A 17,216-nucleotide genomic window follows, 5' to 3' on the forward strand; every position below is an offset into this window, starting at 1 on the left:
TGCCAAGCGCACTCATGCAGCAAACATTTCTTGTAGAATATTTAACGTTTTATCTTGGGCAGAAGAACTGATCGTTCCCAATTTTTTAATCAATCGTTGTTTATCCACTGTACAAATTTGATCTAAGACGATCTGTCCACGCTTCTTTTGAAATGTCGTAGTAACTCGTGATGGATAGTTTTTAACTGTTGATATCATTGGGGCAATAATGACCGTTCGGATATGCCGATTCATTTCATTAGGCGAAATAATCAGGCAGGGACGGATTTTCTTTATTTCCGAATCTTTTGTTGGATCAAGGGATGTTAAGTAGACATCAAATCGTTCAAAGCGATCTTGTTTTACCATGTCCACTCAGTTTTATCCCAATAGCTTGGAGCCTCCATCTCTTCTTTATCGATCAGTTGATCATCCACCTCTTGAGTCATTTTCTCAAAAGCACTGTCCCAACCTTTCCGAGTTTGTTCAACGGAAGACAAAATGATTTGGTTGTCTTTTACAGACATTTCTATTTCTTTCGAAAGGCCAGCTTCCTCAATAACAGACTTCGGAATACGAACCGCCTGGAAATTTCCAATACGGATAAGCTTTGTTTTCATAACACTAGAGTTAAATCTGACTACATTTATACTTTAGTTATAATATAAATACTATGCAGCGATTGAAATAGAAATTTAGTGTGTGACCCAAGGATATCGTACATAAATGGAAGGTACTGTAGAATGCCGATTTATAGTTCCACTTTACGTGATTTGGCAAGACTGACTCTTGGATGTCAAATTTGTTAGAAATTAGATTAATAAAAAAAGCCTGCCAAACAGATAGGCAGTACTCGTTCATCAAACAAATTTAACTCTTTGGAATATTTCATGTAAATCAATTCTATCTATTCGACCCTAATTAGGGTTAATTAGGCTAATTTATGGGGGCATAAAACAGATCAAGCAGAGATGAAATGGTTAACATTTTTAGAATAGATCAGATCGATTTGTATAACAATTCCGTCAAATAAAACTCCTGATGTGAAGGATCTTAAAAACAGAGAATTATGCAAATATTTATGGGTAAATGAAAATTGCCTGATATGTTAGGTTCTTTCTTTATTAAGTACTTTTCACTGTTGATATTATTAGTAGAATAAATGAAACATATAGATATTTCAGAATAGTTCTGATTTATGGATAATAAAGAGATTGCCCAACATACCCTTCAAATACTGGATCAGCAATGGTATCGCTCTCCCAGTGATGATAAAATAGATCTTTCGGAACCACTTGAACAATGCATTAATGAAACCCATTGCTATACTCCAAAACAGTTAGACGATATTCGCCAGCAGTTCTTACAGCAGCCGGCTCCCAGTGATAATCAAACTCAGATTGAAATCCGCAATGAAACCACCCTTCAGGGAAGCCGAAGGCTTGCGGCCAAGGAAAAGTATAACAATATCGGTGTACTCAACTTTGCTTCAGCCCGCAATCCGGGTGGCGGATTTAAAACGGGCGCACAGGCTCAGGAAGAAAGCCTGGCTCGCAGCTCCGGATTATATTTCAGCCTGAAGCAGTGTCCCTCCTACTACAAATATCACCGGTCACACAAAAGTACCTTATACTCCGACCGGATGATCTGGTCGCCCCACTGCCCGGTATTTCGCACCGATGACGGTACGCTTCTAAATCAGTACTATACCGTACATTTCATAACCAGTCCGGCCCCCAATGCCGGGGCGGTGAAACAAAACGAACCGGAAAACATTCCGAAAATCGAGCCAACACTCAAAGAACGAAGCTCCAAAATTCTGGCACTAGCCGCCCATCATAATTGTGATGTGTTAGTCCTTGGCGCTTGGGGATGTGGTGTATTTCAAAACGATCCAGAAGTGGTAGCCAAAACGTTCAAAAATCACCTTGGATCGAATGGGGACTTTCACAACCGATTTCGAAAGGTATTATTTTCGGTACTTGATAATTCAAATGACAAGCATATTATCCAGGCATTTCGGGACCAATTAGGAGATTGAGGATTAATCCAATAGAAATCTCCCTTGTATCCAAAAAATAAAAAGGGCCTGACAAGTATCAGTTGCCAGACCCTACTATTCATCAAGAGAGACGCTCTTAAGAGAGCGCTTCCAAAGGTAATGATTAACCTTCAACTTGCCAATTGAGTTACCAAATTTAGCACTTACCGCCTAAGCCTATTACACAATAATCCTGCCTCGTCATAGGTAAATTCGCCTATTTTATTGTTGAATAATTAAAAAAGATCGATCTCAATTTATGGTAAAAAATAATAAGTGTAACATGAAGAAAGGCCCAAGGGAATTCCTTAGAGTGCTTCAACCAAATGGATTATATTTCTTGTCATGCAAAATACAGTCAACTAGCCCCGTACATTTCACTTAAATGGGTTAGGCAAACAATAATATTTGGCAAATATTGGCGTTGCATTATTGTATATAATATTATAACATTGTTATAACAATTAGACAATAGAAACAATATTATTATGGAAACAAAAATTAGAAAAATCGGAAATAGTTTAGGAGTAACGCTTCCCAAGCAATTGATTGATGAACTCCACCTCAAAAGCGGAGATACATTAACCATCGAGAAAAATGGACCTAATTTAGAACTTAAACCAATGGATCCCGAGTTCGAAGAATGGGCAGAAGCCTATCGCCAGGCAAATACCGATTATAAAGAGGTATTGAAAGAGCTGGCGAAATGATAAAATTTTTAGATAAAGAGACTATTCTGGCTTTTCATAGGGATCAGGTTGAAACATACGGTGGCAAAGAAGGAATTCGAGATGAAGGGTTGTTAGAATCTGCTCTTGCTCAACCACAAGCAAGCTTTGGAGGTGAATATGAACATAGCAGCATCATTGAGATGGCAGCCGCTTATGGCTTTCATATTTGTAAGAATCATCCATTCTTTGATGGAAACAAGAGAACAACATTGGTAGCAATTTATACCTTTCTGTATGTCAATGGTTATCGCCTGCAAGCAGACAAAAAAAGTCTTTATGCTGTGATGATTGATTTGGCCAATGGTAGACTTGAAAAAGAAGAGCTGGCAAAATTCCTAGAAGGAAATACTAAAAAGAGAAAATAACTTTATTTATCTAACGAACTCATACAAAAATAGGTTATTAAATCATTTGCTCCTCTACCGTATATATAATTGGAAAAACGATCGCTTTCTGACCTTTTAGCTCATCGTTCGCTATTTAGCAATCGACAAAATTCGGGCACCTTATACGAGGTGTATAGGTGTATAAGTCAATCAGCCTCCATGATTTTCCACCTGTTGAAATCGGTCCGTGTATCGGTCATGTTATCCAGTTCGTAATATTTTCATATGAACCGTAATTAAAAATGGTGAAAGGGATAACAATGAATATTTCTAAACGATCGAAAATGGTATGTGGAATTCTTCTGGTTCTCGTACCAACTATTATGTACGGGGGCATCACACTCTTGGGAATACTAACAGAGGGCAGCGCCGGTATTGCACCTGGCAATTTATCACTTACTGATTCACAATGGGGGCTATGGCGAGCTGGTCACGCTCATGCAGGTGTATTGGTTATCCTTTCGCTGATTTTGCAACCTCTTATCGATGGAATACAACTCTCACCTCGACTGGAGTGGACAGCCCGATTAGGTGCACCAGGGGCATCTATTTTGATGTCCGGCGGATTCTTTGGACAATGTGAATGGGTACGCCCTTGCGAAGTAGATCCCTAAACCAACTATTATAATGGTGTATATTATTGTAAAAACTCAAGTGCCAATAACTAAAGCCTAATCTCTATCAATTAATTTGAATCCAATTGAAATTCAACTAACACAATGTCCGAAGCATGTCCGAAATGTCCGAAGCTTATTTTTTCAACTGATAGTAGCGGTTGCTTGTCTTTCCTTCAGCGGGCTGGACATCGGAAAAATTTATATAACCAATCATCAAAAGAACAGATATGATCCATCTCTTTTATAGGATCAATTAATAATCTTCGACCTTATCTAAGAGTTCTGGAACTCGATTTACAGCAAAGTCCCACATGGCTGCTTCGTCGATAATATTATAACCATGAGCAATGATATTTCTAAAGTCTATAATTTTTCGATATTCAGGAATCTGTTCGGTAAGGGTTGCTTCTTCAATCCGGGATAATCTGTGCAACGCTTCTCCGATGATTTCAAACTCTCTTTCAATAGCAAGTTGAAGCATGCGATCTTCCTGAAAATCTTCGAAGCTATTACCGTCAATAAAATCTAATATCTCCTGACAAGAAAGGGTGATGTCAAGAAGGAGCTTTCTGGTTTTATGCGGCATAAAGAAGTTCTTTGGTGCGTTCTACTTCTTGCTGAAAGATGGAATTTCTAAACTTTTTAAGGTGATACAAGTCAACAGGCTGACCATAGATTTGCTCGAGCTCGTGTTTGAAATCAATGAATTGATCAAATGCTCCTTCAAAGCCCGATCGATCAAATTTAACAATAAAATCGAGGTCACTGTCCTCAGAAAAATTATCAGTAGTAGCGGACCCAAATAAATATAACTCCTGTACGCTAAACTCTTTACAGAGCTTTTGAAGTTGGTCAGTTTTAAGATCTACTTTTGTATCCATAGTTACTCCATCAGTTATTGGCTGACACAAATTTAATCAAAACTCACACACTTTTCTATTAGGTACAAACAAAATTAAAATTTTGCTATATAAGAAAAACTCTCAATTTGCCCGATTTGAACTTGTTTTCTAGGATTAGACATTAATCATACCCCCCGTAGAGATCTTCGAATATTCGTTAATTATTAATCAATCCCTTGCACCGCATTTTTTAGATCACTCTCATCCAAATGCTCATAAATTTGGGTTACATCAATGGATGAGTGTGCCACTATTTTTTTTTACTTGTTAAAATCAATTCGCGAATCGGTCATCTTATCTGAATCTGATGGTATTCACTTACCCTTAAATAAAAATAGGAAAGGAAAAACAATGGATATATCTATACGATCGATCCAAATCAATTAACGTAAATTTGCAAAGGTAACTGGATTGCTATCTGGTCGAAGTCTCTATCATTATGAAGCAGCTCTATTTCATACTCAATGCACCAGCTCCCAATGAGTATATCAACGGTTTTACGAATTGTTACACCTTTCGATCGAAGAAAACGAAAATTAGCTGCTGCTTTTATGGCCAGTGATTTTCCACCCAGATGAACACAGTCTAACGGATCCAGAGCTCGTTTAGCTAAACGAAACTCTTTGTCGCTATCAAAACCCTGTAGAATTTCGATGAGAATAATATCTCCCACAAGTACTGACTGCTGGGAAAGAATCCGGTCAAGACTTTCAGTTTGCCTGTTTTCTATACCATTGAAATAGTCAATCCATACGCTCGTATCTACTAAAATCACTTCTTGTCAGTCCTCATATCTTCTAAATCGCCTTTCCAATGTAATTTTCCCCGCAAGTCTTTGATATTTTCTTGCTTTTTTCGCTGTACTAACAACTTTAATCCTTCTTCCACAGCATCTTTTTTCGTTTTCAATTGACTCACCTTCAAGGCTTCATCCATCAAATCATCATCGATAACTACATTCGTTCGCATAATTATATCCATTTAGTTAATGTGTATTTTTTATCAATCTATACACATAACCTGTAAATTCCTAACTTATTGTATATGGGTTTGGGCCTAAAATATTTTACCAATGTAACAGAAATATTTATTCCTGATGAAGGATACTGCTCAAAAACTTCTAACACATTTTTCTAATCGATCCCCTTCACCGCATTTTTTAGGTCACTTTCATCCAAATGCTCATAAATTTGGGTCACATCAATAGACGAGTGTCCCATGATTTTTTGGACCATGTGAATAGGTACGCCCTTGCGAAGTAGATCCGTAAACCAACTATTATAATGGTGTATATTATTGTAAAAACTCAAGTGCCAATAACTAACGCCTAATCTCTATCAATTAATTTGAATCCAATTGAAATTCACCTAACACAATGTCCGAAGCATGTCCGAAGCTTATTTTTTCAACTGATAGTAGCGGTTGCTTGTCTTTCCTTTAGCTTCTAATAAGCTACGAAAATCTCTCACTTACTGCATTTGCAAAAGCCGTAAAATCATCCAGGTGGTCCAAAAATTGAACCAATCGATCTACATCAATTGCGACATATTCGTGTACCAAAATATTTCGCAATCCTGCCATACTAACAAGACTACCCTCAAGTTCCTCATCAATAATATCGAACTTCCCCAATAGCTTGATACAATCCGAGTATGTTTCGGCATTCCCAAGATTGTGATGAACGGCTAAATGACATGAAAGGTCGATAACAATTTGTATGGACTCTAATAGTCCATACCGAAGCGCCCATTCTTTTTTCTTGTCACGTTTTATATCAGATGAAGAGTAAGCAGATTTTAGCTCTCGTAACTCGGCAACATTATTTTCAAGGTTTTGTAATCGTTTATTCATAATCTCGCTCACCAAATTTTTTAGTTTTCATACGCTTCTCAAAAGCATCTTGGAACTGCTTCCGTAAATATGCTGTATCAAAATAATGTTGGTAAGCTTTACTCTTATAAACCGTGTGGATATCTGCATTCTTGTTTAATACTGCCTTCCCTTTTGACAGGATTTCATAAACAAATACGGGGTTTTTATTGGGCAATTCGTTTAATATTACCAAATCAATATTAATCTCAAATAACTCATCTAATGCAGACTGCATTTCCCCTTGACTGATAAGATCAGGAATAGAATCCATGTATACCGCAACATCAATGTCCCGATACCTCTCTTTGTTAACAAAAGATCCAAAAAGATAAACGAAAATGACCTCATCCTTAGGTCGGAAAAAGTCTTTTATCTTTTGTTCAGTTTCCTTTCTCGTATCAGCTTTCATAAAATTGTCCGCTTACAGCAACGTAAATTATTCATTACTAACTAATAAGGTACAAAATTCTATTCCCTCTGCGAAGTTACCACCCTAAAACAAGCATTTAGTAGTGCTATCTCTGTGTATTATTCGCATTTATATTTTAAGAATTAGTCGATACCCTTCACCGCATTTTTCAAGTCACTTTCATCCAAATGCTCATAAATTTGGGTCACATCAATAGACGAGTGTCCCATGATTTTTTGGACAATGTGAATGGGTACGCCCTTGCGAAGTAGATCCGTAGTACAAGAGTGGCGCAGCCCATGCAGGGTAATGGTATTGGGTACGTTCTCTGCCAGCCGGACAAATTTTTTAAAGGATCGAGAAAGCGATCCGGCCGTCATTCCATGAAATCTATTCAGTCCAGTAGAACTCGGAAACACATATCCATCCTTGGGCTCTCCCTGATCCTTGTGCCATTGTACAAGCCAAGGTTTCAGCGGCTCGCGAATGGGGATCACGCGCTCCAGCGCAGATTTGGTCGTATTGGAATTGGTATTATAGATTCCAATGCGTCCGTGATCATCCGGATCCTCAGGATCACCTTCAAGATTAACGTGCCTCCATTTCAAATTAACTGCTTCACTGGCACGCATACCACAGTAATACATCATGTTGATCATGGGCTTAAACCACAGCCGCTTTTGATGGGGCTTGGTGACATGCCCCTTCTCCTCCTGCTCTTTATAAAATTTGTCAAAGGCTTCAAAAACGCGGTTCAACTCTTCCCGTGAAATCATTTTCTGCGATATCTTCTGCGGAATTTTTGGGGGCTTAATATTCTTGGTCACATTTTCTTTTATAATATCCTTTTCTTCCATCCAGTTAAACAAGGCTTTTATATGCCTGAGATAGCTGGCCTGCGTAGCTTTCGCCAAGTCGGACCGGAAACAAAACTCACGAATATCTTTTTCCAAGATTTCCCTTACCGGCATAGTCGATCCCAGCTGATCTTCGAGCATATCAAAGTGCCGGCGATAATTATTCTTGGTCTGCTCGTTCGCCTGACTGCGCTCATCCAAAAACTGTTGACCGGCTTCAGCCAATGACATATGCCTGACCCGCTTTTCCCAATTCCTTTTCCGCTTCTCTTGTTGAGGCGACCAACCATGAAAAGGATCAATCTCTCCCCGCTGAAATTTATCCTCATATTCATATTGGAGTTTTTTTGCCTCCCTTTCTTCGGTAACTTCAAGGCTAAATGCTTTTTGTCTTCGCTCCCCATCAATAGTCTCTGAAAATCGAATATAATAAGTGCCTTTTCGCTTTTTTAAACTTGCCATAATCGCCCTCTATTTAATTGTGGTTAAGTGATACAATGTGATACATGGCTAATAATTAGCTGCATAAAAATGCTTTCGACGGTTATAGGCTCTAAAAGCATATCTTATCTACAACAATCAATTGACAAACCTTTTCGAGCATCTCAAAAAATTTTTGAAATAAACCTCATTAAAGGCCTAAAAAATCGCCAAAAATGTACCACTTTGTGTACCACATTTTACAAAAATCGGGAGAAAAAGGGAAGGGTTGTAATTAGTGAACTTTTATGAAATGCAAGCAATTTTGGCCTAAAAAATGCTTTTAAATGCTCTAAAGGGCTATTTATTGGGATAAAAAGGAGGGAAAATAAAAGTGGGCCCGGCAGGACTTGAACCTGCGACCAATCGATTATGAGTCTATCCTATAGGTAGGAATATTGCCGTTAAACGCTATATCAGCTTTTAAAATGTTCCATAAAGTGTTCCATAATTCGTTTTTGTTGTACCCAAAACGGCCTTTTTAGCCATTACAAGCTGTACCTGCTTTTTGTTGTTAAGGAACGGCGTTCCCTCTCATACCTCCGACCAGTTGACAAAGAATCTGTTGTATGGAGGGTTATATAATACCTCCACACAACAGACTAAATGTTTATCGGTTGGAGGGCTAATCATCACTTTCTTCCAGCCTTGCACCTATAGCGATTGCCTTCTGTGGATAGACTCATATTAAACATAGTGTTCTCTTGTTTTGGTTATTAATTGTACCCATTCCCGATTTTCGAGAAAAGTTGTAAAATATTTTAACACTCCTACCCTGAAAGACTCATACTGTCTCACTAAAATGATTAACCCTTTCAAAAGGACAGAATGTTTATTTCTACTTACAAGAGTACTAAAAAACTATTTGTTACAAATCCTACTCGCTACGACCTGAACGCCGAATCTTTCAGCAGCTTCGCTGTTAATTGCGAACATTGCTCGGCAAGATCCAAAAGCAGCTGACTGTCTCTCAGATCGGCTTTGCGCTGTTCTATCGACTCAATTAAGCGGCGGGCCTGCATAAAGTCTGCGATATAATCGTCTTCCGGCTTCGCGGCTTTATTGGTCCGCGACTCCGGGGGATACTTCTCTCCCTCCCCTGTTAACAACCACGTTCCCGAACAGCCGGTCCCGCGCACAATCTTACCTAAAATTTCTGCACCTGGGTCCTGATTCTTACCCCTTTTAGATCGGATACATACGAATGATTGCCTATACCACAAGCCTCTAAAAACGCCTTTTGTGAGCCATATTGATCGACTAAGAGTAATATCCTATTAGCTATTTCGTTCTTATCTGAATTATTTATTGGCATATTCGCCTGTATCTGAATACCTTAGTAACGCATTGTTAATTCACTAACCGTTAGTAAGGAATTAAAAAAATGAGTGTAGCGCAAATTACTTTAGAAGAATTAAAAACCGCCCTCCGGCTCGATAACAAAACGATTACAGACTGGGTTCGAGGACTGCGAAACCCCAAAGGCGAAACCATAGATCGCACCAATGTATATCACGCCTTGCAGACCGGTACGCCCAAATGGTTGCTTAAAGAGATCAATGATAAAATTCGCAGCTCTCACAGAAAGTACCCCACATATTATAAGGATTTGACCGAAACCAATAGATAGTTAGACCCCTGAACTAATCAATCCTTACAAAATAAACTATTAAAAAAATATTAACCCCCTTTTGCTTGTATGCATGCAGATCCAACCCGCAAAGAATTAGTGACGATGGTTCAACAGATTCGTTCGTATTGCGACCTACTGGAACACAAGATCGATCAAATAAAACCCGAAAAGGAATGGCTTACCACGGCCGAGTTTGCCGAAAAAGCAGAGCTGAAATTAAAGACCGTTTCAAATTACTGCGGCCAAGACAAATACCAACGGATGCAGAAGAACGACCGTGGCAAGTGGGAAATTCACAAATCGGAATTACCCTGAATAAACAGTTTCGTCGTCCGTCTCCCTCAAAGTTAACAGTCAAACATAATGTTCTCCCCCAGAACAGTTGAGGCGGGCGGCCCAATTTCTAACTAAATCCCAGACCCAATGAGTTCAACCACACAGTTCAGTAAAAAAGACCGGCGCTATTTGAATTACCTAACGCTACAAACAGTAATCACCAAAGCCATGCAGCGTAACCAAGACCGTATTGGCGTTAATTTTGAGCTGGCCGATGAGTTGGCCTGGGATGTATCCCAACAAATAATCGAGGCAGTGATCATTGAACGCGCCAGAAGGCGATTGACGGTAGATAAAATTTGGATAGCGACTGCGTGCAAGAAGCGAACCTTAGCAAAGCCCACGATATCCCCTATGCCAAAAAGAAGCCCAAGCAAGCCCCGGAAGGACACAACGGCGCTAACTGGGGGGTACTGTTGGGCATAATTCTGTTAATGATGTTGCTCGTATTTGCGGGCGGTTACGTCGTGTGAATCAGTATCTAACCAAATATAAAGCTATGACAAAGACCAGCTTAAAACCGAAAACTGGGAGCTAAAAGAGGAAAATAAGCAGCGTACACGCATAAAAACGACCGCCTAAAGATGCGGATAGAAGAGTTGGAAGCCCATATCGAGCTCCAAAAGGCTGAAATATTGATGCTGCAGCAGCGGGCGAAAAGGCAGAAGGAATCGAAGGAGGTTTGTAAGATGCCGAAGCGGCAAACCGAAAATATAAAATCATTCGAAATTGATAACCGAAACACCCAAGGCTATGACTAACATAACCAATTGGCAAAACCATAAGGGCAACAATCAAAAACCACAAAAACAAGAGGTTGAAATCTCCCCTGATGATGTAACCTTCATCGAATGCGAATGCGGCAGTATGCACTTCAATCAAGGTATCAAATTGGGACGATTGTCTAAGGTGCATCCCAAAAACCCCACCGGCAAAACCCAAATTATACACATGCCGGTAACGGTTTGCATGGGCTGCGAAAAAGGATTGGACAATAACAAATTAGCCGAATAGCCATGCCCTTATTTCAAATCATGTTTTACCTGCTCTTATACCTGCTTTGCTGGATCGTCGGATTCTTAGGGGTACGCTGGTGGCATCAAGCAGATCCGACCACTGGTATGGCAACCCCCTTGCATCCCGAACGGCTTTTATTGCCGGTTCTTTGGCCGGTCCCCTTACATGGCCGCTGGGCTTCTTTATTCACGGAATTAATAATAACCAAAAAACAACCAACAATATGCCAAACAGCACTTACAGCCTATACCATTATGACAAACGAAAGCGCCAAACTACCGAATCAATTATCACCGGCGTTGATATTACTACAGCCGATGAAAAAGCTAAGAAAAATGCCAAGCGCAAGGCGGCCGCTAATAATACAACGTGGAAGCGTATTACAGCGGGCGAAAACTGCAAGTTTTTAGTTGAGGGCCAAGAAATGGGCTTTATCGTAATTAAAGATAATGCTGGTTCTTCTTACGAGCGCACTCTTAAATCGCAGCAAAAAGCCGTAGCACAATGACCAATAACGTACCCTATGTATCGAGTACTATAATGGATAAGGTTCATAAAATCGCGGCCAAAAAGTACCCCGTCAATTATGAAGATGTAGGATTGATTTTACTGCAACATGATAAAAAGACCTATCGCAAACGAGGCCGTGAAGTAGCCAGCGACATGTTAGACTTTCTGATTTTTGACAACAGCCTGAATAAGATCGGCGTCGTCAAGCGCAAGGAAGTGAAGAATTACTACCCGGATAAGAGACATAAAAAAACTGCCAGCTAATTGTACCCTACACTCCATCCACCCATGGAGTTACCTATTTGAACCGTGACTTTGACAGGCGCGGGGACTTCTCATTTGCAATAAAACAAAACGTACGATGGCAAAGACAATACCTAAACTCACTATTGATCCTACTGTTCTGCATACCGCACGGCGTAAATTACAGAGCCGTCAGCCCGACGAAAAAGTACCGCTAACCAAAGAGGAACGCGAAGCGCTTCTTGCGCTCATTCAAAAGGGAAAGCGTAAGATTTATCCTACCAAAATGACACTGGATCGGTACACCTATCACCTTGATCAGATCGAGAAGATAGAACCGGCCAAAAACCCATCCCAGTTTGAAAATTGGGCCAGCCAAATAGAAGAATTTGAACAAAAGTTCTGTAAATGATTTTACCCCCATATCATACCATATCGCATTCCGAGATCGCCGCGCTACGGCCAAATATGAAAGCCGTTTTTGAGCCGTTAAGGTCATTTTTAGCAGTTTTGTCCCTATCAAGGGTATTGAGTCGCTTGGCAGGTTTCATGCCCGTAACGGTCAAATATTCAACAGATAAACTAACCGGAGCAAATGCGACGGTTGACGGTTCAATCATTCAAGATTCAAAATTCCTAATTAAACTCCTTTCCCCCGCGCCCCCTTTTGTAAAAACCACGACCGCTACGGGAGCCGAAAGAACCGGCCATTTTCAGCCCCGAAGAAGCAAAAAAACCACCGTTTGGGAGGGCAACCAATCTTTATCCACTGATAACTATTAACCAATAACGAACACAACCATGAGTAAAATAATAAACTACAAAACCCTTTCGGCCTCCTATCCTGATGAATTGGACGTAAAAGTAAATGAGGCCATTAACGAAGGATGGCAACCACACGGCTACCAGTTCTTTCAAAGTGCTTTTCATTCAACCGATGGTAAAGACAAAAACGAAGGAAGCCATAAAACGAAGAAGCTAACCCGAATGATTCCCCAATCCAAATAGACCGCATTAAAGAAACCGCCAATGATGATATCGTGGCCGTGGTGGAAAAGTACGTCAAATTAAAGCGGTCCGGCCACAGCTATAAAGGCAAATGCCCCTTCCATGATGAAAAAACACCCAGCTTTTCCGTAACCGAGGGCAAAGGTATTTATAAATGCTTTGGCTGCGGGGAAGGCGGGGACGCGGTGAATTTTATTATGAAGATGGAAGGCCTGGACTTCATCGAGGCGATCCGGCACCTGGCCGGAATGTTGAGGATCATTATTAATGAAGAAAAAGCCGAAACCCCAAAGAACTATACCCCGCCTAATGCAGTGATCCCGAGCATTTGGAAGGCCAAACGGCATATCCGGAAAGAAGAGCGGGCTATTGTCTGTTTTTCTGATGATATCCTGGACGAACTCCAAGAAAGCGGCCGCAATAATGTCGTGCTGGTAAAACAATGGGGATCCAACCAAGCCCAGCTGCTGGCAAAATATACCAATGATATTACGATCATCTGCCGGGATCGTACAAAAAAAGCTATTCCAATCACTGGCCATAGCAGCGCGGCAAAACCTGTCTATAAAGGTTGCCATTACGCCCAAAGACGATCCCCAACACTGGGCATCATTTATCGTTCAGCACTTCCCCCCTACAACGAAAATACGATCAGCATGTATCAAAATTATCTCGCAAATACCTAACGGTATTTCACGAGCTACTGAAACACAATACTTAGCAAAGAATTGGGATAAATCTAACGAAAAAGAATAACTCATAGGATGGATTTAACAGCTATTCAACCTGACTTTTGGCGCTGGTACTTGAAAGAACATTTTATGGACTTTCAAGACCTGTCCCCACACGATCAGACCATTAACAATCAGAAAAACATCTTTCTGGATCACGGCAATTACGACCTTACCATTGATCTTATTGAGGGGGTTTGCACGGATTCAAGCAGTAAAGAATGGCCCCTTTTACAATATATCGCAGCCAAAAACGGCGACAGCTTAGATGCTGCTGAAATGCGCGTCGAAGTGGAGTATAACCGCTGGGACGAACGCCAAAAGGTAGAAAAGGAGAACCTTAAATATTTTCGGGAGCCGGAAAACTACTGCTGGAAAAAGCGGACCGACGACGACAGCACCGAAGAAGTAACTGACTTTGATATTATCCTTAATTCGGTGATTGAAAAGTACGATATCAAGCAGCAGGAATGGGAGCTGTATTATGAGGCCACACTGCGCAGAGAAAAGTTTGGCCGCATCATTACCAAAGATATTAAGCTGGAACCCGGCGACGTGCACACCAAAGACAATTTTTCGTCGGCGGTATGGGAAAGGCCTGTTCCGGGTAAAGAATCTCCGGCGGGATGATATGCGCGACTTTTGGTTTCATGTGAACCTCCACTATCAGCCGCGGATCGTTCAGGGAGTACAACCACTACGGATTTATCTACTTTGAGAACCAAAAGTATTTTTTAGCGGATAATGTGCTCATCAAATTTCCCAAGCGGAATGACAAGCCCCTGGGAACTTATAGCCAAACAAAAAGGCGCGTTTCCTGTAGGTGAAAACAAGTACGTTAAACCGCCCGAAGATGCCATTCACTTGCCCCATTTCGAATTAGGCGTTCCACAAAACGGGATCTATAAAAAGGCCATGCGACAGCTGCTAAGCCCTGAAGGGTTTGAACGCGAACTGGCCGACGTGGAAGAACATTTTTGCAATATGGTAGGCGGCCAAAGCGAATTCCGGCAGTGGGGAAAGCTGCTTATCGGGTATATTTTTAGCTACCTGTTTTTTGAGGATATCTACGACCATTATAAACACGTTATTTTTCTCTATTTCTATGGAGAGGGTAACGTTGGTAAGGGTGAAGTTGTAAAACGGATTCTAGATTTCTACGGCATAAACTACCTTGACAGTTTAAACACGCCCGCCCCGTTCGGTGGATGAGGCCATTGAAGAAAAATCCCAAATTCCCTTGTGGATTGATGAACACGTCCCCGAAGTACCAGGCAAAGATGCGGCCGTCGCTGATCAAACGTGGAACAGTTGGTTTGAACTTAAAATGCGCCGGACCAACATTCAGAAAAACGGCAGTTGGGGAGCCGAACGCAAAGAAGTACGAACCATGCCGGTGTTTTGCTCCAACTTTAAGCCCAAGACCGATCACCTGTTGAGCCGTTGTATCATTCTGGAATACAGCAAGGAAAAACGCGGCCTGGAAAAGCACGTCTTAGCACTTAAAAATGATAAAGAGCTGCTGCAACTGCTGATGTTGAGTTTCATGCAGCATTATAACCTGATTGACCGTAAGGCCTTTCGCTGGGATATGGACCGCGTACGCTCGATGCTGAAAGAAGATGTCAAACAAGAGCTAAAGCAGCGCAGCGGCAATGCCATCCTACAAGACCGGCAAATTTCACAATTTGCAGCACTGATCACCGTCCGGCACTGGCTTCATAAAGAGTACCGCAATCAAATAACCGGCATAGCCCATCAAAGCCAATCCTTGGAGGAAGAAGAAAACCAAACCTACCGGCGTACTACCCAAAAAGAGATAGCTGATAAACTTGCCGACATACTTGATGCCGATTTATACCAGTTTGTGAAATCACAAATTGTTAAGTCAGCCGTAACCGCCGCGCAGCACGATCCACTAAGCAACTACCTTGAAACCATTGGTACCCTTATCCAAGCCAACAAAATTACCGAGCAGCACTTTAATTGGACCGACGACGGACACCTTAAAATATGGGCTAAAGCCGTTTGGGATAAATACCTGGAAGCCAAGCGCGGTACCGATGATTTAGTCCGACGGGAAACCGTGGAGGCCAAGCTCCGGAAAATGAGTGAGCTAAGTAAAGACGGATCCCTAAAGACTGTGAACTGGACACCGGAAACAACCATGAAGTCTACCAGTCAGAAGGGCTTTTATATAAAGAACGCCGCAAAGAAAGAGATCTTCCGGCACGCCTTCCACATCAACGAATATGGACCAGCACTGTCCCAGTTGGCCGACGATGAGCAAGCCCCGCAAACCTCCGATACCAACGGCCAATCAGCCGATAGCAGACAGACTGATATAGACGATGATCTACCGTTCTAACTAAAATTTTTTAACCATGACCTTTTTTATAGAAAATACCCAAAAGTGAAGTTTGGAAGTTTGGATCGTACAAAAATAGGCTTAGAAAGGTATAAACCTTATTGATTACAAACTTTTAAGCAAACTTTTGGCAAACCTACCCAAACTTTTGTTGCGGTGATCCAAACTTTTCAAACCTGCGAAGTTTGCCAAAAGTTTGGATTCTTAAACATCCTAAGTCCATTATTTATTAATACTTATCGGAATTCACCCAACAAGGACAAACTTTTAGGGTTTGTCAGCAAACCACTCCTAAAAGTCCATTCAAACCATGTAACCCCATATTTTTACGGTATTTCGAGAAGATCCAAACTTCCAAACCTCGATTTTAGGGGATCCATATTTTTCAAAATCCCGCCTAATTAATTTAGGCAGAATAGCTAAATACTTAATTCCTTATCAGAATCTCTTAAACTGCAATAAAGACAATTATCCATGTATCAATTCCCCGACTTCAACGGTAAATCTGTACTGGCAACCGTCCGCGAGCATTGGGATCTATCCCACCGCGTACCGTTGCCCACCTTTGACCTTAAATGCCCTGTTTGCAGTCATGATAAAATACTCTGTAAGCATTGGGTGTATTTCCTCCGTAAGAACCCCTATTCCAGCAATCCCCACCGCTGTGATGTATATATGAAGTGTACCGGCTGCAGTGCAGTTTGGCAGCATGGCCTCGTAGTACCCAAAGAAATGCACCCTGGTCAGCGGCTCGTCATTTTATGGCGCGAAATAAAACAAGAACTTTCCAAAAAGTAGGCTCAATAAACTATTACCCTCATTTCAAACGGCAAATAAAAAGAATAAAAATACGATGGCTATAGATAAAAAATACACCGAGGAAGAATTGGTAAACATGAAAGTATTTACCATTGGAGAGGCCCAAGCTTATGTCGAGAAAAAATTAGGTATGGGACGTGCCTATTCTTTGACTGTGTCCGGCCGCTACTTAATCCCAAGCCCGTAGCCAAAAACTACCGCAAAGAAGAATGCTCATTTGGTAGTACGCAAAAAGAGGTTGATAAAGTGATTGCCCGGATAAAACGTAAGCTGGTGG

At 41.0% G+C, this 17,216-nt stretch carries 31 protein-coding genes and 1 tRNA gene; 19 read left to right on the forward strand and 13 right to left on the reverse strand.

Annotation, left to right across the window (positions count from 1 at the left end; translation table 11 throughout):
- Window positions 1–12: 12 nt before the first annotated feature.
- Window positions 13–348, reverse strand: a complete 336-nt coding sequence (locus tag U5J89_RS01690; RefSeq protein ID WP_322573876.1) for a type II toxin-antitoxin system PemK/MazF family toxin — start codon at window positions 346–348, stop codon at window positions 13–15.
- Complete coding sequence (locus U5J89_RS01695) at window positions 342–599, reverse strand: AbrB/MazE/SpoVT family DNA-binding domain-containing protein (protein WP_322573877.1); 258 nt, start codon at window positions 597–599, stop codon at window positions 342–344. The genes U5J89_RS01690 and U5J89_RS01695 overlap by 7 nt, the downstream gene beginning before the upstream one ends.
- A gap of 578 nt (window positions 600–1,177) precedes the next feature.
- On the opposite strand from U5J89_RS01695, the gene U5J89_RS01700 reads away from it, so the two are divergent.
- The 4 genes from U5J89_RS01700 (at window position 1,178) to U5J89_RS01715 (ending at window position 3,751) form a co-directional block, all read left to right on the forward strand.
- A complete protein-coding gene (locus U5J89_RS01700; RefSeq protein ID WP_322573878.1) occupies window positions 1,178–2,020 on the forward strand; it encodes a TIGR02452 family protein in 843 nt (280 codons plus the stop codon).
- 488 nt (window positions 2,021–2,508) lie between these two features.
- Window positions 2,509–2,730, forward strand: a complete 222-nt coding sequence (locus U5J89_RS01705; protein WP_322573879.1) for an AbrB/MazE/SpoVT family DNA-binding domain-containing protein — start codon at window positions 2,509–2,511, stop codon at window positions 2,728–2,730.
- On the forward strand, window positions 2,727–3,116 hold the full coding sequence (locus U5J89_RS01710) for a type II toxin-antitoxin system death-on-curing family toxin (protein ID WP_322573880.1): 390 nt from the start codon (window positions 2,727–2,729) through the stop codon (window positions 3,114–3,116). The genes U5J89_RS01705 and U5J89_RS01710 overlap by 4 nt, the downstream gene beginning before the upstream one ends.
- A 263-nt stretch (window positions 3,117–3,379) precedes the next feature.
- Window positions 3,380–3,751 (forward strand): hypothetical protein, encoded by a 372-nt coding sequence (locus U5J89_RS01715; protein ID WP_322573881.1) that lies wholly within the window; start codon window positions 3,380–3,382, stop codon window positions 3,749–3,751.
- Between the two features lie 256 nt (window positions 3,752–4,007).
- Here U5J89_RS01715 and U5J89_RS01720 read toward each other — a convergent pair whose 3' ends face one another.
- The 10 genes from U5J89_RS01720 to U5J89_RS01765 all read right to left on the reverse strand — a co-directional run bounded on the left by U5J89_RS01720 (window position 4,008) and on the right by U5J89_RS01765 (window position 9,413).
- Window positions 4,008–4,340 carry a DUF86 domain-containing protein gene (locus U5J89_RS01720; protein WP_322573882.1) on the reverse strand — a complete coding sequence of 111 codons (333 nt, stop codon included), beginning with the start codon at window positions 4,338–4,340 and terminating at the stop codon, window positions 4,008–4,010.
- Window positions 4,330–4,635, reverse strand: coding sequence for a nucleotidyltransferase domain-containing protein (locus tag U5J89_RS01725; RefSeq protein WP_322573883.1), 306 nt, complete (start codon window positions 4,633–4,635; stop codon window positions 4,330–4,332). The genes U5J89_RS01720 and U5J89_RS01725 overlap by 11 nt, the downstream gene beginning before the upstream one ends.
- 400 nt (window positions 4,636–5,035) lie before the next feature.
- The gene (locus tag U5J89_RS01730; RefSeq protein WP_322573884.1) at window positions 5,036–5,431 is read right to left on the reverse strand and encodes a PIN domain nuclease; all 396 of its coding nucleotides are present in this window, start codon (window positions 5,429–5,431) and stop codon (window positions 5,036–5,038) included.
- Window positions 5,428–5,625: a type II toxin-antitoxin system VapB family antitoxin gene (locus U5J89_RS01735; protein ID WP_322573885.1), complete on the reverse strand. Its 198-nt coding sequence runs from the start codon at window positions 5,623–5,625 to the stop codon at window positions 5,428–5,430. Before U5J89_RS01735 ends, U5J89_RS01730 begins: the two co-directional genes overlap by 4 nt.
- A gap of 164 nt (window positions 5,626–5,789) precedes the next feature.
- The gene (locus U5J89_RS01740; protein WP_322573886.1) at window positions 5,790–5,966 is read right to left on the reverse strand and encodes a tyrosine-type recombinase/integrase; all 177 of its coding nucleotides are present in this window, start codon (window positions 5,964–5,966) and stop codon (window positions 5,790–5,792) included.
- 142 nt (window positions 5,967–6,108) lie between these two features.
- Window positions 6,109–6,507, reverse strand: a complete 399-nt coding sequence (gene hepT / locus U5J89_RS01745) for a type VII toxin-antitoxin system HepT family RNase toxin (protein ID WP_322573887.1) — start codon at window positions 6,505–6,507, stop codon at window positions 6,109–6,111.
- Window positions 6,500–6,937: a nucleotidyltransferase domain-containing protein gene (locus tag U5J89_RS01750; RefSeq protein ID WP_322573888.1), complete on the reverse strand. Its 438-nt coding sequence runs from the start codon at window positions 6,935–6,937 to the stop codon at window positions 6,500–6,502. The genes hepT and U5J89_RS01750 overlap by 8 nt, the downstream gene beginning before the upstream one ends.
- Window positions 6,938–7,080: 143 nt before the next feature.
- A complete protein-coding gene (locus U5J89_RS01755; protein ID WP_322573889.1) occupies window positions 7,081–8,256 on the reverse strand; it encodes a tyrosine-type recombinase/integrase in 1,176 nt (391 codons plus the stop codon).
- A 353-nt stretch (window positions 8,257–8,609) separates the two neighbouring features.
- A tRNA-OTHER gene (locus U5J89_RS01760) sits at window positions 8,610–8,684 on the reverse strand.
- A gap of 474 nt (window positions 8,685–9,158) precedes the next feature.
- A complete protein-coding gene (locus tag U5J89_RS01765; protein ID WP_322573890.1) occupies window positions 9,159–9,413 on the reverse strand; it encodes a hypothetical protein in 255 nt (84 codons plus the stop codon).
- Window positions 9,414–9,658: 245 nt separating this feature from the next.
- Here U5J89_RS01765 and U5J89_RS01770 point away from each other — a divergent pair, with 245 nt between their 5' ends.
- From U5J89_RS01770 to U5J89_RS01805, 8 genes are all read left to right on the forward strand, one after another.
- Window positions 9,659–9,904 carry a hypothetical protein gene (locus U5J89_RS01770; RefSeq protein ID WP_322573891.1) on the forward strand — a complete coding sequence of 82 codons (246 nt, stop codon included), beginning with the start codon at window positions 9,659–9,661 and terminating at the stop codon, window positions 9,902–9,904.
- A gap of 69 nt (window positions 9,905–9,973) precedes the next feature.
- The gene (locus tag U5J89_RS01775) at window positions 9,974–10,222 is read left to right on the forward strand and encodes a hypothetical protein (protein ID WP_322573892.1); all 249 of its coding nucleotides are present in this window, start codon (window positions 9,974–9,976) and stop codon (window positions 10,220–10,222) included.
- Window positions 10,223–10,330: 108 nt separating this feature from the next.
- Window positions 10,331–10,669, forward strand: a complete 339-nt coding sequence (locus U5J89_RS01780) for a hypothetical protein (RefSeq protein ID WP_322573893.1) — start codon at window positions 10,331–10,333, stop codon at window positions 10,667–10,669.
- 158 nt (window positions 10,670–10,827) lie between these two features.
- A complete protein-coding gene (locus U5J89_RS01785) occupies window positions 10,828–11,004 on the forward strand; it encodes a hypothetical protein (protein ID WP_322573894.1) in 177 nt (58 codons plus the stop codon).
- The gene (locus U5J89_RS01790; protein WP_322573895.1) at window positions 10,997–11,257 is read left to right on the forward strand and encodes a hypothetical protein; all 261 of its coding nucleotides are present in this window, start codon (window positions 10,997–10,999) and stop codon (window positions 11,255–11,257) included. The genes U5J89_RS01785 and U5J89_RS01790 overlap by 8 nt, the downstream gene beginning before the upstream one ends.
- A 79-nt stretch (window positions 11,258–11,336) precedes the next feature.
- Window positions 11,337–11,768 carry a hypothetical protein gene (locus U5J89_RS01795; protein WP_322573896.1) on the forward strand — a complete coding sequence of 144 codons (432 nt, stop codon included), beginning with the start codon at window positions 11,337–11,339 and terminating at the stop codon, window positions 11,766–11,768.
- On the forward strand, window positions 11,765–12,034 hold the full coding sequence (locus tag U5J89_RS01800; RefSeq protein ID WP_322573897.1) for a hypothetical protein: 270 nt from the start codon (window positions 11,765–11,767) through the stop codon (window positions 12,032–12,034). Before U5J89_RS01795 ends, U5J89_RS01800 begins: the two co-directional genes overlap by 4 nt.
- Window positions 12,035–12,131: 97 nt before the next feature.
- The gene (locus U5J89_RS01805; protein WP_322573898.1) at window positions 12,132–12,425 is read left to right on the forward strand and encodes a hypothetical protein; all 294 of its coding nucleotides are present in this window, start codon (window positions 12,132–12,134) and stop codon (window positions 12,423–12,425) included.
- A gap of 13 nt (window positions 12,426–12,438) precedes the next feature.
- Here the strand turns inward: U5J89_RS01805 and U5J89_RS01810 are convergent, their stop codons facing one another.
- The gene (locus tag U5J89_RS01810; RefSeq protein ID WP_322573899.1) at window positions 12,439–12,633 is read right to left on the reverse strand and encodes a hypothetical protein; all 195 of its coding nucleotides are present in this window, start codon (window positions 12,631–12,633) and stop codon (window positions 12,439–12,441) included.
- A gap of 181 nt (window positions 12,634–12,814) precedes the next feature.
- Between U5J89_RS01810 and U5J89_RS01815 the strand changes: the two genes are divergently transcribed.
- The 7 genes from U5J89_RS01815 (at window position 12,815) to U5J89_RS01845 (ending at window position 17,126) form a co-directional block, all read left to right on the forward strand.
- A complete protein-coding gene (locus U5J89_RS01815) occupies window positions 12,815–13,021 on the forward strand; it encodes a DUF1737 domain-containing protein (RefSeq protein WP_322573900.1) in 207 nt (68 codons plus the stop codon).
- Window positions 13,022–13,053: 32 nt separating this feature from the next.
- Window positions 13,054–13,707, forward strand: a complete 654-nt coding sequence (locus tag U5J89_RS01820) for a CHC2 zinc finger domain-containing protein (RefSeq protein ID WP_322573901.1) — start codon at window positions 13,054–13,056, stop codon at window positions 13,705–13,707.
- A 78-nt stretch (window positions 13,708–13,785) separates the two neighbouring features.
- The gene (locus U5J89_RS01825) at window positions 13,786–14,382 is read left to right on the forward strand and encodes a hypothetical protein (protein WP_322573902.1); all 597 of its coding nucleotides are present in this window, start codon (window positions 13,786–13,788) and stop codon (window positions 14,380–14,382) included.
- Window positions 14,383–14,523: 141 nt separating this feature from the next.
- Complete coding sequence (locus U5J89_RS01830) at window positions 14,524–14,964, forward strand: hypothetical protein (protein WP_322573903.1); 441 nt, start codon at window positions 14,524–14,526, stop codon at window positions 14,962–14,964.
- Window positions 14,957–16,120, forward strand: coding sequence for a hypothetical protein (locus U5J89_RS01835; protein ID WP_322573904.1), 1,164 nt, complete (start codon window positions 14,957–14,959; stop codon window positions 16,118–16,120). Before U5J89_RS01830 ends, U5J89_RS01835 begins: the two co-directional genes overlap by 8 nt.
- Window positions 16,121–16,594: 474 nt before the next feature.
- Window positions 16,595–16,918, forward strand: a complete 324-nt coding sequence (locus U5J89_RS01840) for a hypothetical protein (RefSeq protein ID WP_322573905.1) — start codon at window positions 16,595–16,597, stop codon at window positions 16,916–16,918.
- 55 nt (window positions 16,919–16,973) lie between these two features.
- A complete protein-coding gene (locus U5J89_RS01845; RefSeq protein WP_322573906.1) occupies window positions 16,974–17,126 on the forward strand; it encodes a hypothetical protein in 153 nt (50 codons plus the stop codon).
- Window positions 17,127–17,216: the final 90 nt, after the last annotated feature.

The organism is Fodinibius sp., assembly GCF_034521915.1.
Classification (GTDB): Bacteria; Bacteroidota; Rhodothermia; order Balneolales; family Balneolaceae; genus Fodinibius.

Coding starts and splice junctions, on each gene's coding strand:
- U5J89_RS01710 (WP_322573880.1), top strand. CDS start 2,727: ATGATAAAATTTTTAGATAAAGAGACTATTCTGGCTTTTCATAGGGAT.
- U5J89_RS01815 (WP_322573900.1), top strand. CDS start 12,815: ATGAGTAAAATAATAAACTACAAAACCCTTTCGGCCTCCTATCCTGAT.
- U5J89_RS01695 (WP_322573877.1), bottom strand. CDS start 599: ATGAAAACAAAGCTTATCCGTATTGGAAATTTCCAGGCGGTTCGTATT.
- U5J89_RS01750 (WP_322573888.1), bottom strand. CDS start 6,937: ATGAAAGCTGATACGAGAAAGGAAACTGAACAAAAGATAAAAGACTTT.
- U5J89_RS01840 (WP_322573905.1), top strand. CDS start 16,595: ATGTATCAATTCCCCGACTTCAACGGTAAATCTGTACTGGCAACCGTC.
- U5J89_RS01805 (WP_322573898.1), top strand. CDS start 12,132: ATGGCAAAGACAATACCTAAACTCACTATTGATCCTACTGTTCTGCAT.
- U5J89_RS01845 (WP_322573906.1), top strand. CDS start 16,974: ATGGCTATAGATAAAAAATACACCGAGGAAGAATTGGTAAACATGAAA.
- U5J89_RS01780 (WP_322573893.1), top strand. CDS start 10,331: ATGAGTTCAACCACACAGTTCAGTAAAAAAGACCGGCGCTATTTGAAT.
- U5J89_RS01790 (WP_322573895.1), top strand. CDS start 10,997: ATGACTAACATAACCAATTGGCAAAACCATAAGGGCAACAATCAAAAA.
- U5J89_RS01830 (WP_322573903.1), top strand. CDS start 14,524: ATGACAAGCCCCTGGGAACTTATAGCCAAACAAAAAGGCGCGTTTCCT.
- U5J89_RS01755 (WP_322573889.1), bottom strand. CDS start 8,256: ATGGCAAGTTTAAAAAAGCGAAAAGGCACTTATTATATTCGATTTTCA.
- U5J89_RS01725 (WP_322573883.1), bottom strand. CDS start 4,635: ATGGATACAAAAGTAGATCTTAAAACTGACCAACTTCAAAAGCTCTGT.
- U5J89_RS01800 (WP_322573897.1), top strand. CDS start 11,765: ATGACCAATAACGTACCCTATGTATCGAGTACTATAATGGATAAGGTT.
- U5J89_RS01810 (WP_322573899.1), bottom strand. CDS start 12,633: ATGATTGAACCGTCAACCGTCGCATTTGCTCCGGTTAGTTTATCTGTT.
- U5J89_RS01825 (WP_322573902.1), top strand. CDS start 13,786: ATGGATTTAACAGCTATTCAACCTGACTTTTGGCGCTGGTACTTGAAA.
- U5J89_RS01775 (WP_322573892.1), top strand. CDS start 9,974: ATGCATGCAGATCCAACCCGCAAAGAATTAGTGACGATGGTTCAACAG.
- U5J89_RS01735 (WP_322573885.1), bottom strand. CDS start 5,625: ATGCGAACGAATGTAGTTATCGATGATGATTTGATGGATGAAGCCTTG.
- U5J89_RS01705 (WP_322573879.1), top strand. CDS start 2,509: ATGGAAACAAAAATTAGAAAAATCGGAAATAGTTTAGGAGTAACGCTT.
- U5J89_RS01700 (WP_322573878.1), top strand. CDS start 1,178: ATGGATAATAAAGAGATTGCCCAACATACCCTTCAAATACTGGATCAG.
- U5J89_RS01720 (WP_322573882.1), bottom strand. CDS start 4,340: ATGCCGCATAAAACCAGAAAGCTCCTTCTTGACATCACCCTTTCTTGT.
- U5J89_RS01690 (WP_322573876.1), bottom strand. CDS start 348: ATGGTAAAACAAGATCGCTTTGAACGATTTGATGTCTACTTAACATCC.
- U5J89_RS01785 (WP_322573894.1), top strand. CDS start 10,828: ATGCGGATAGAAGAGTTGGAAGCCCATATCGAGCTCCAAAAGGCTGAA.
- hepT (WP_322573887.1), bottom strand. CDS start 6,507: ATGAATAAACGATTACAAAACCTTGAAAATAATGTTGCCGAGTTACGA.
- U5J89_RS01770 (WP_322573891.1), top strand. CDS start 9,659: ATGAGTGTAGCGCAAATTACTTTAGAAGAATTAAAAACCGCCCTCCGG.
- U5J89_RS01715 (WP_322573881.1), top strand. CDS start 3,380: ATGGTGAAAGGGATAACAATGAATATTTCTAAACGATCGAAAATGGTA.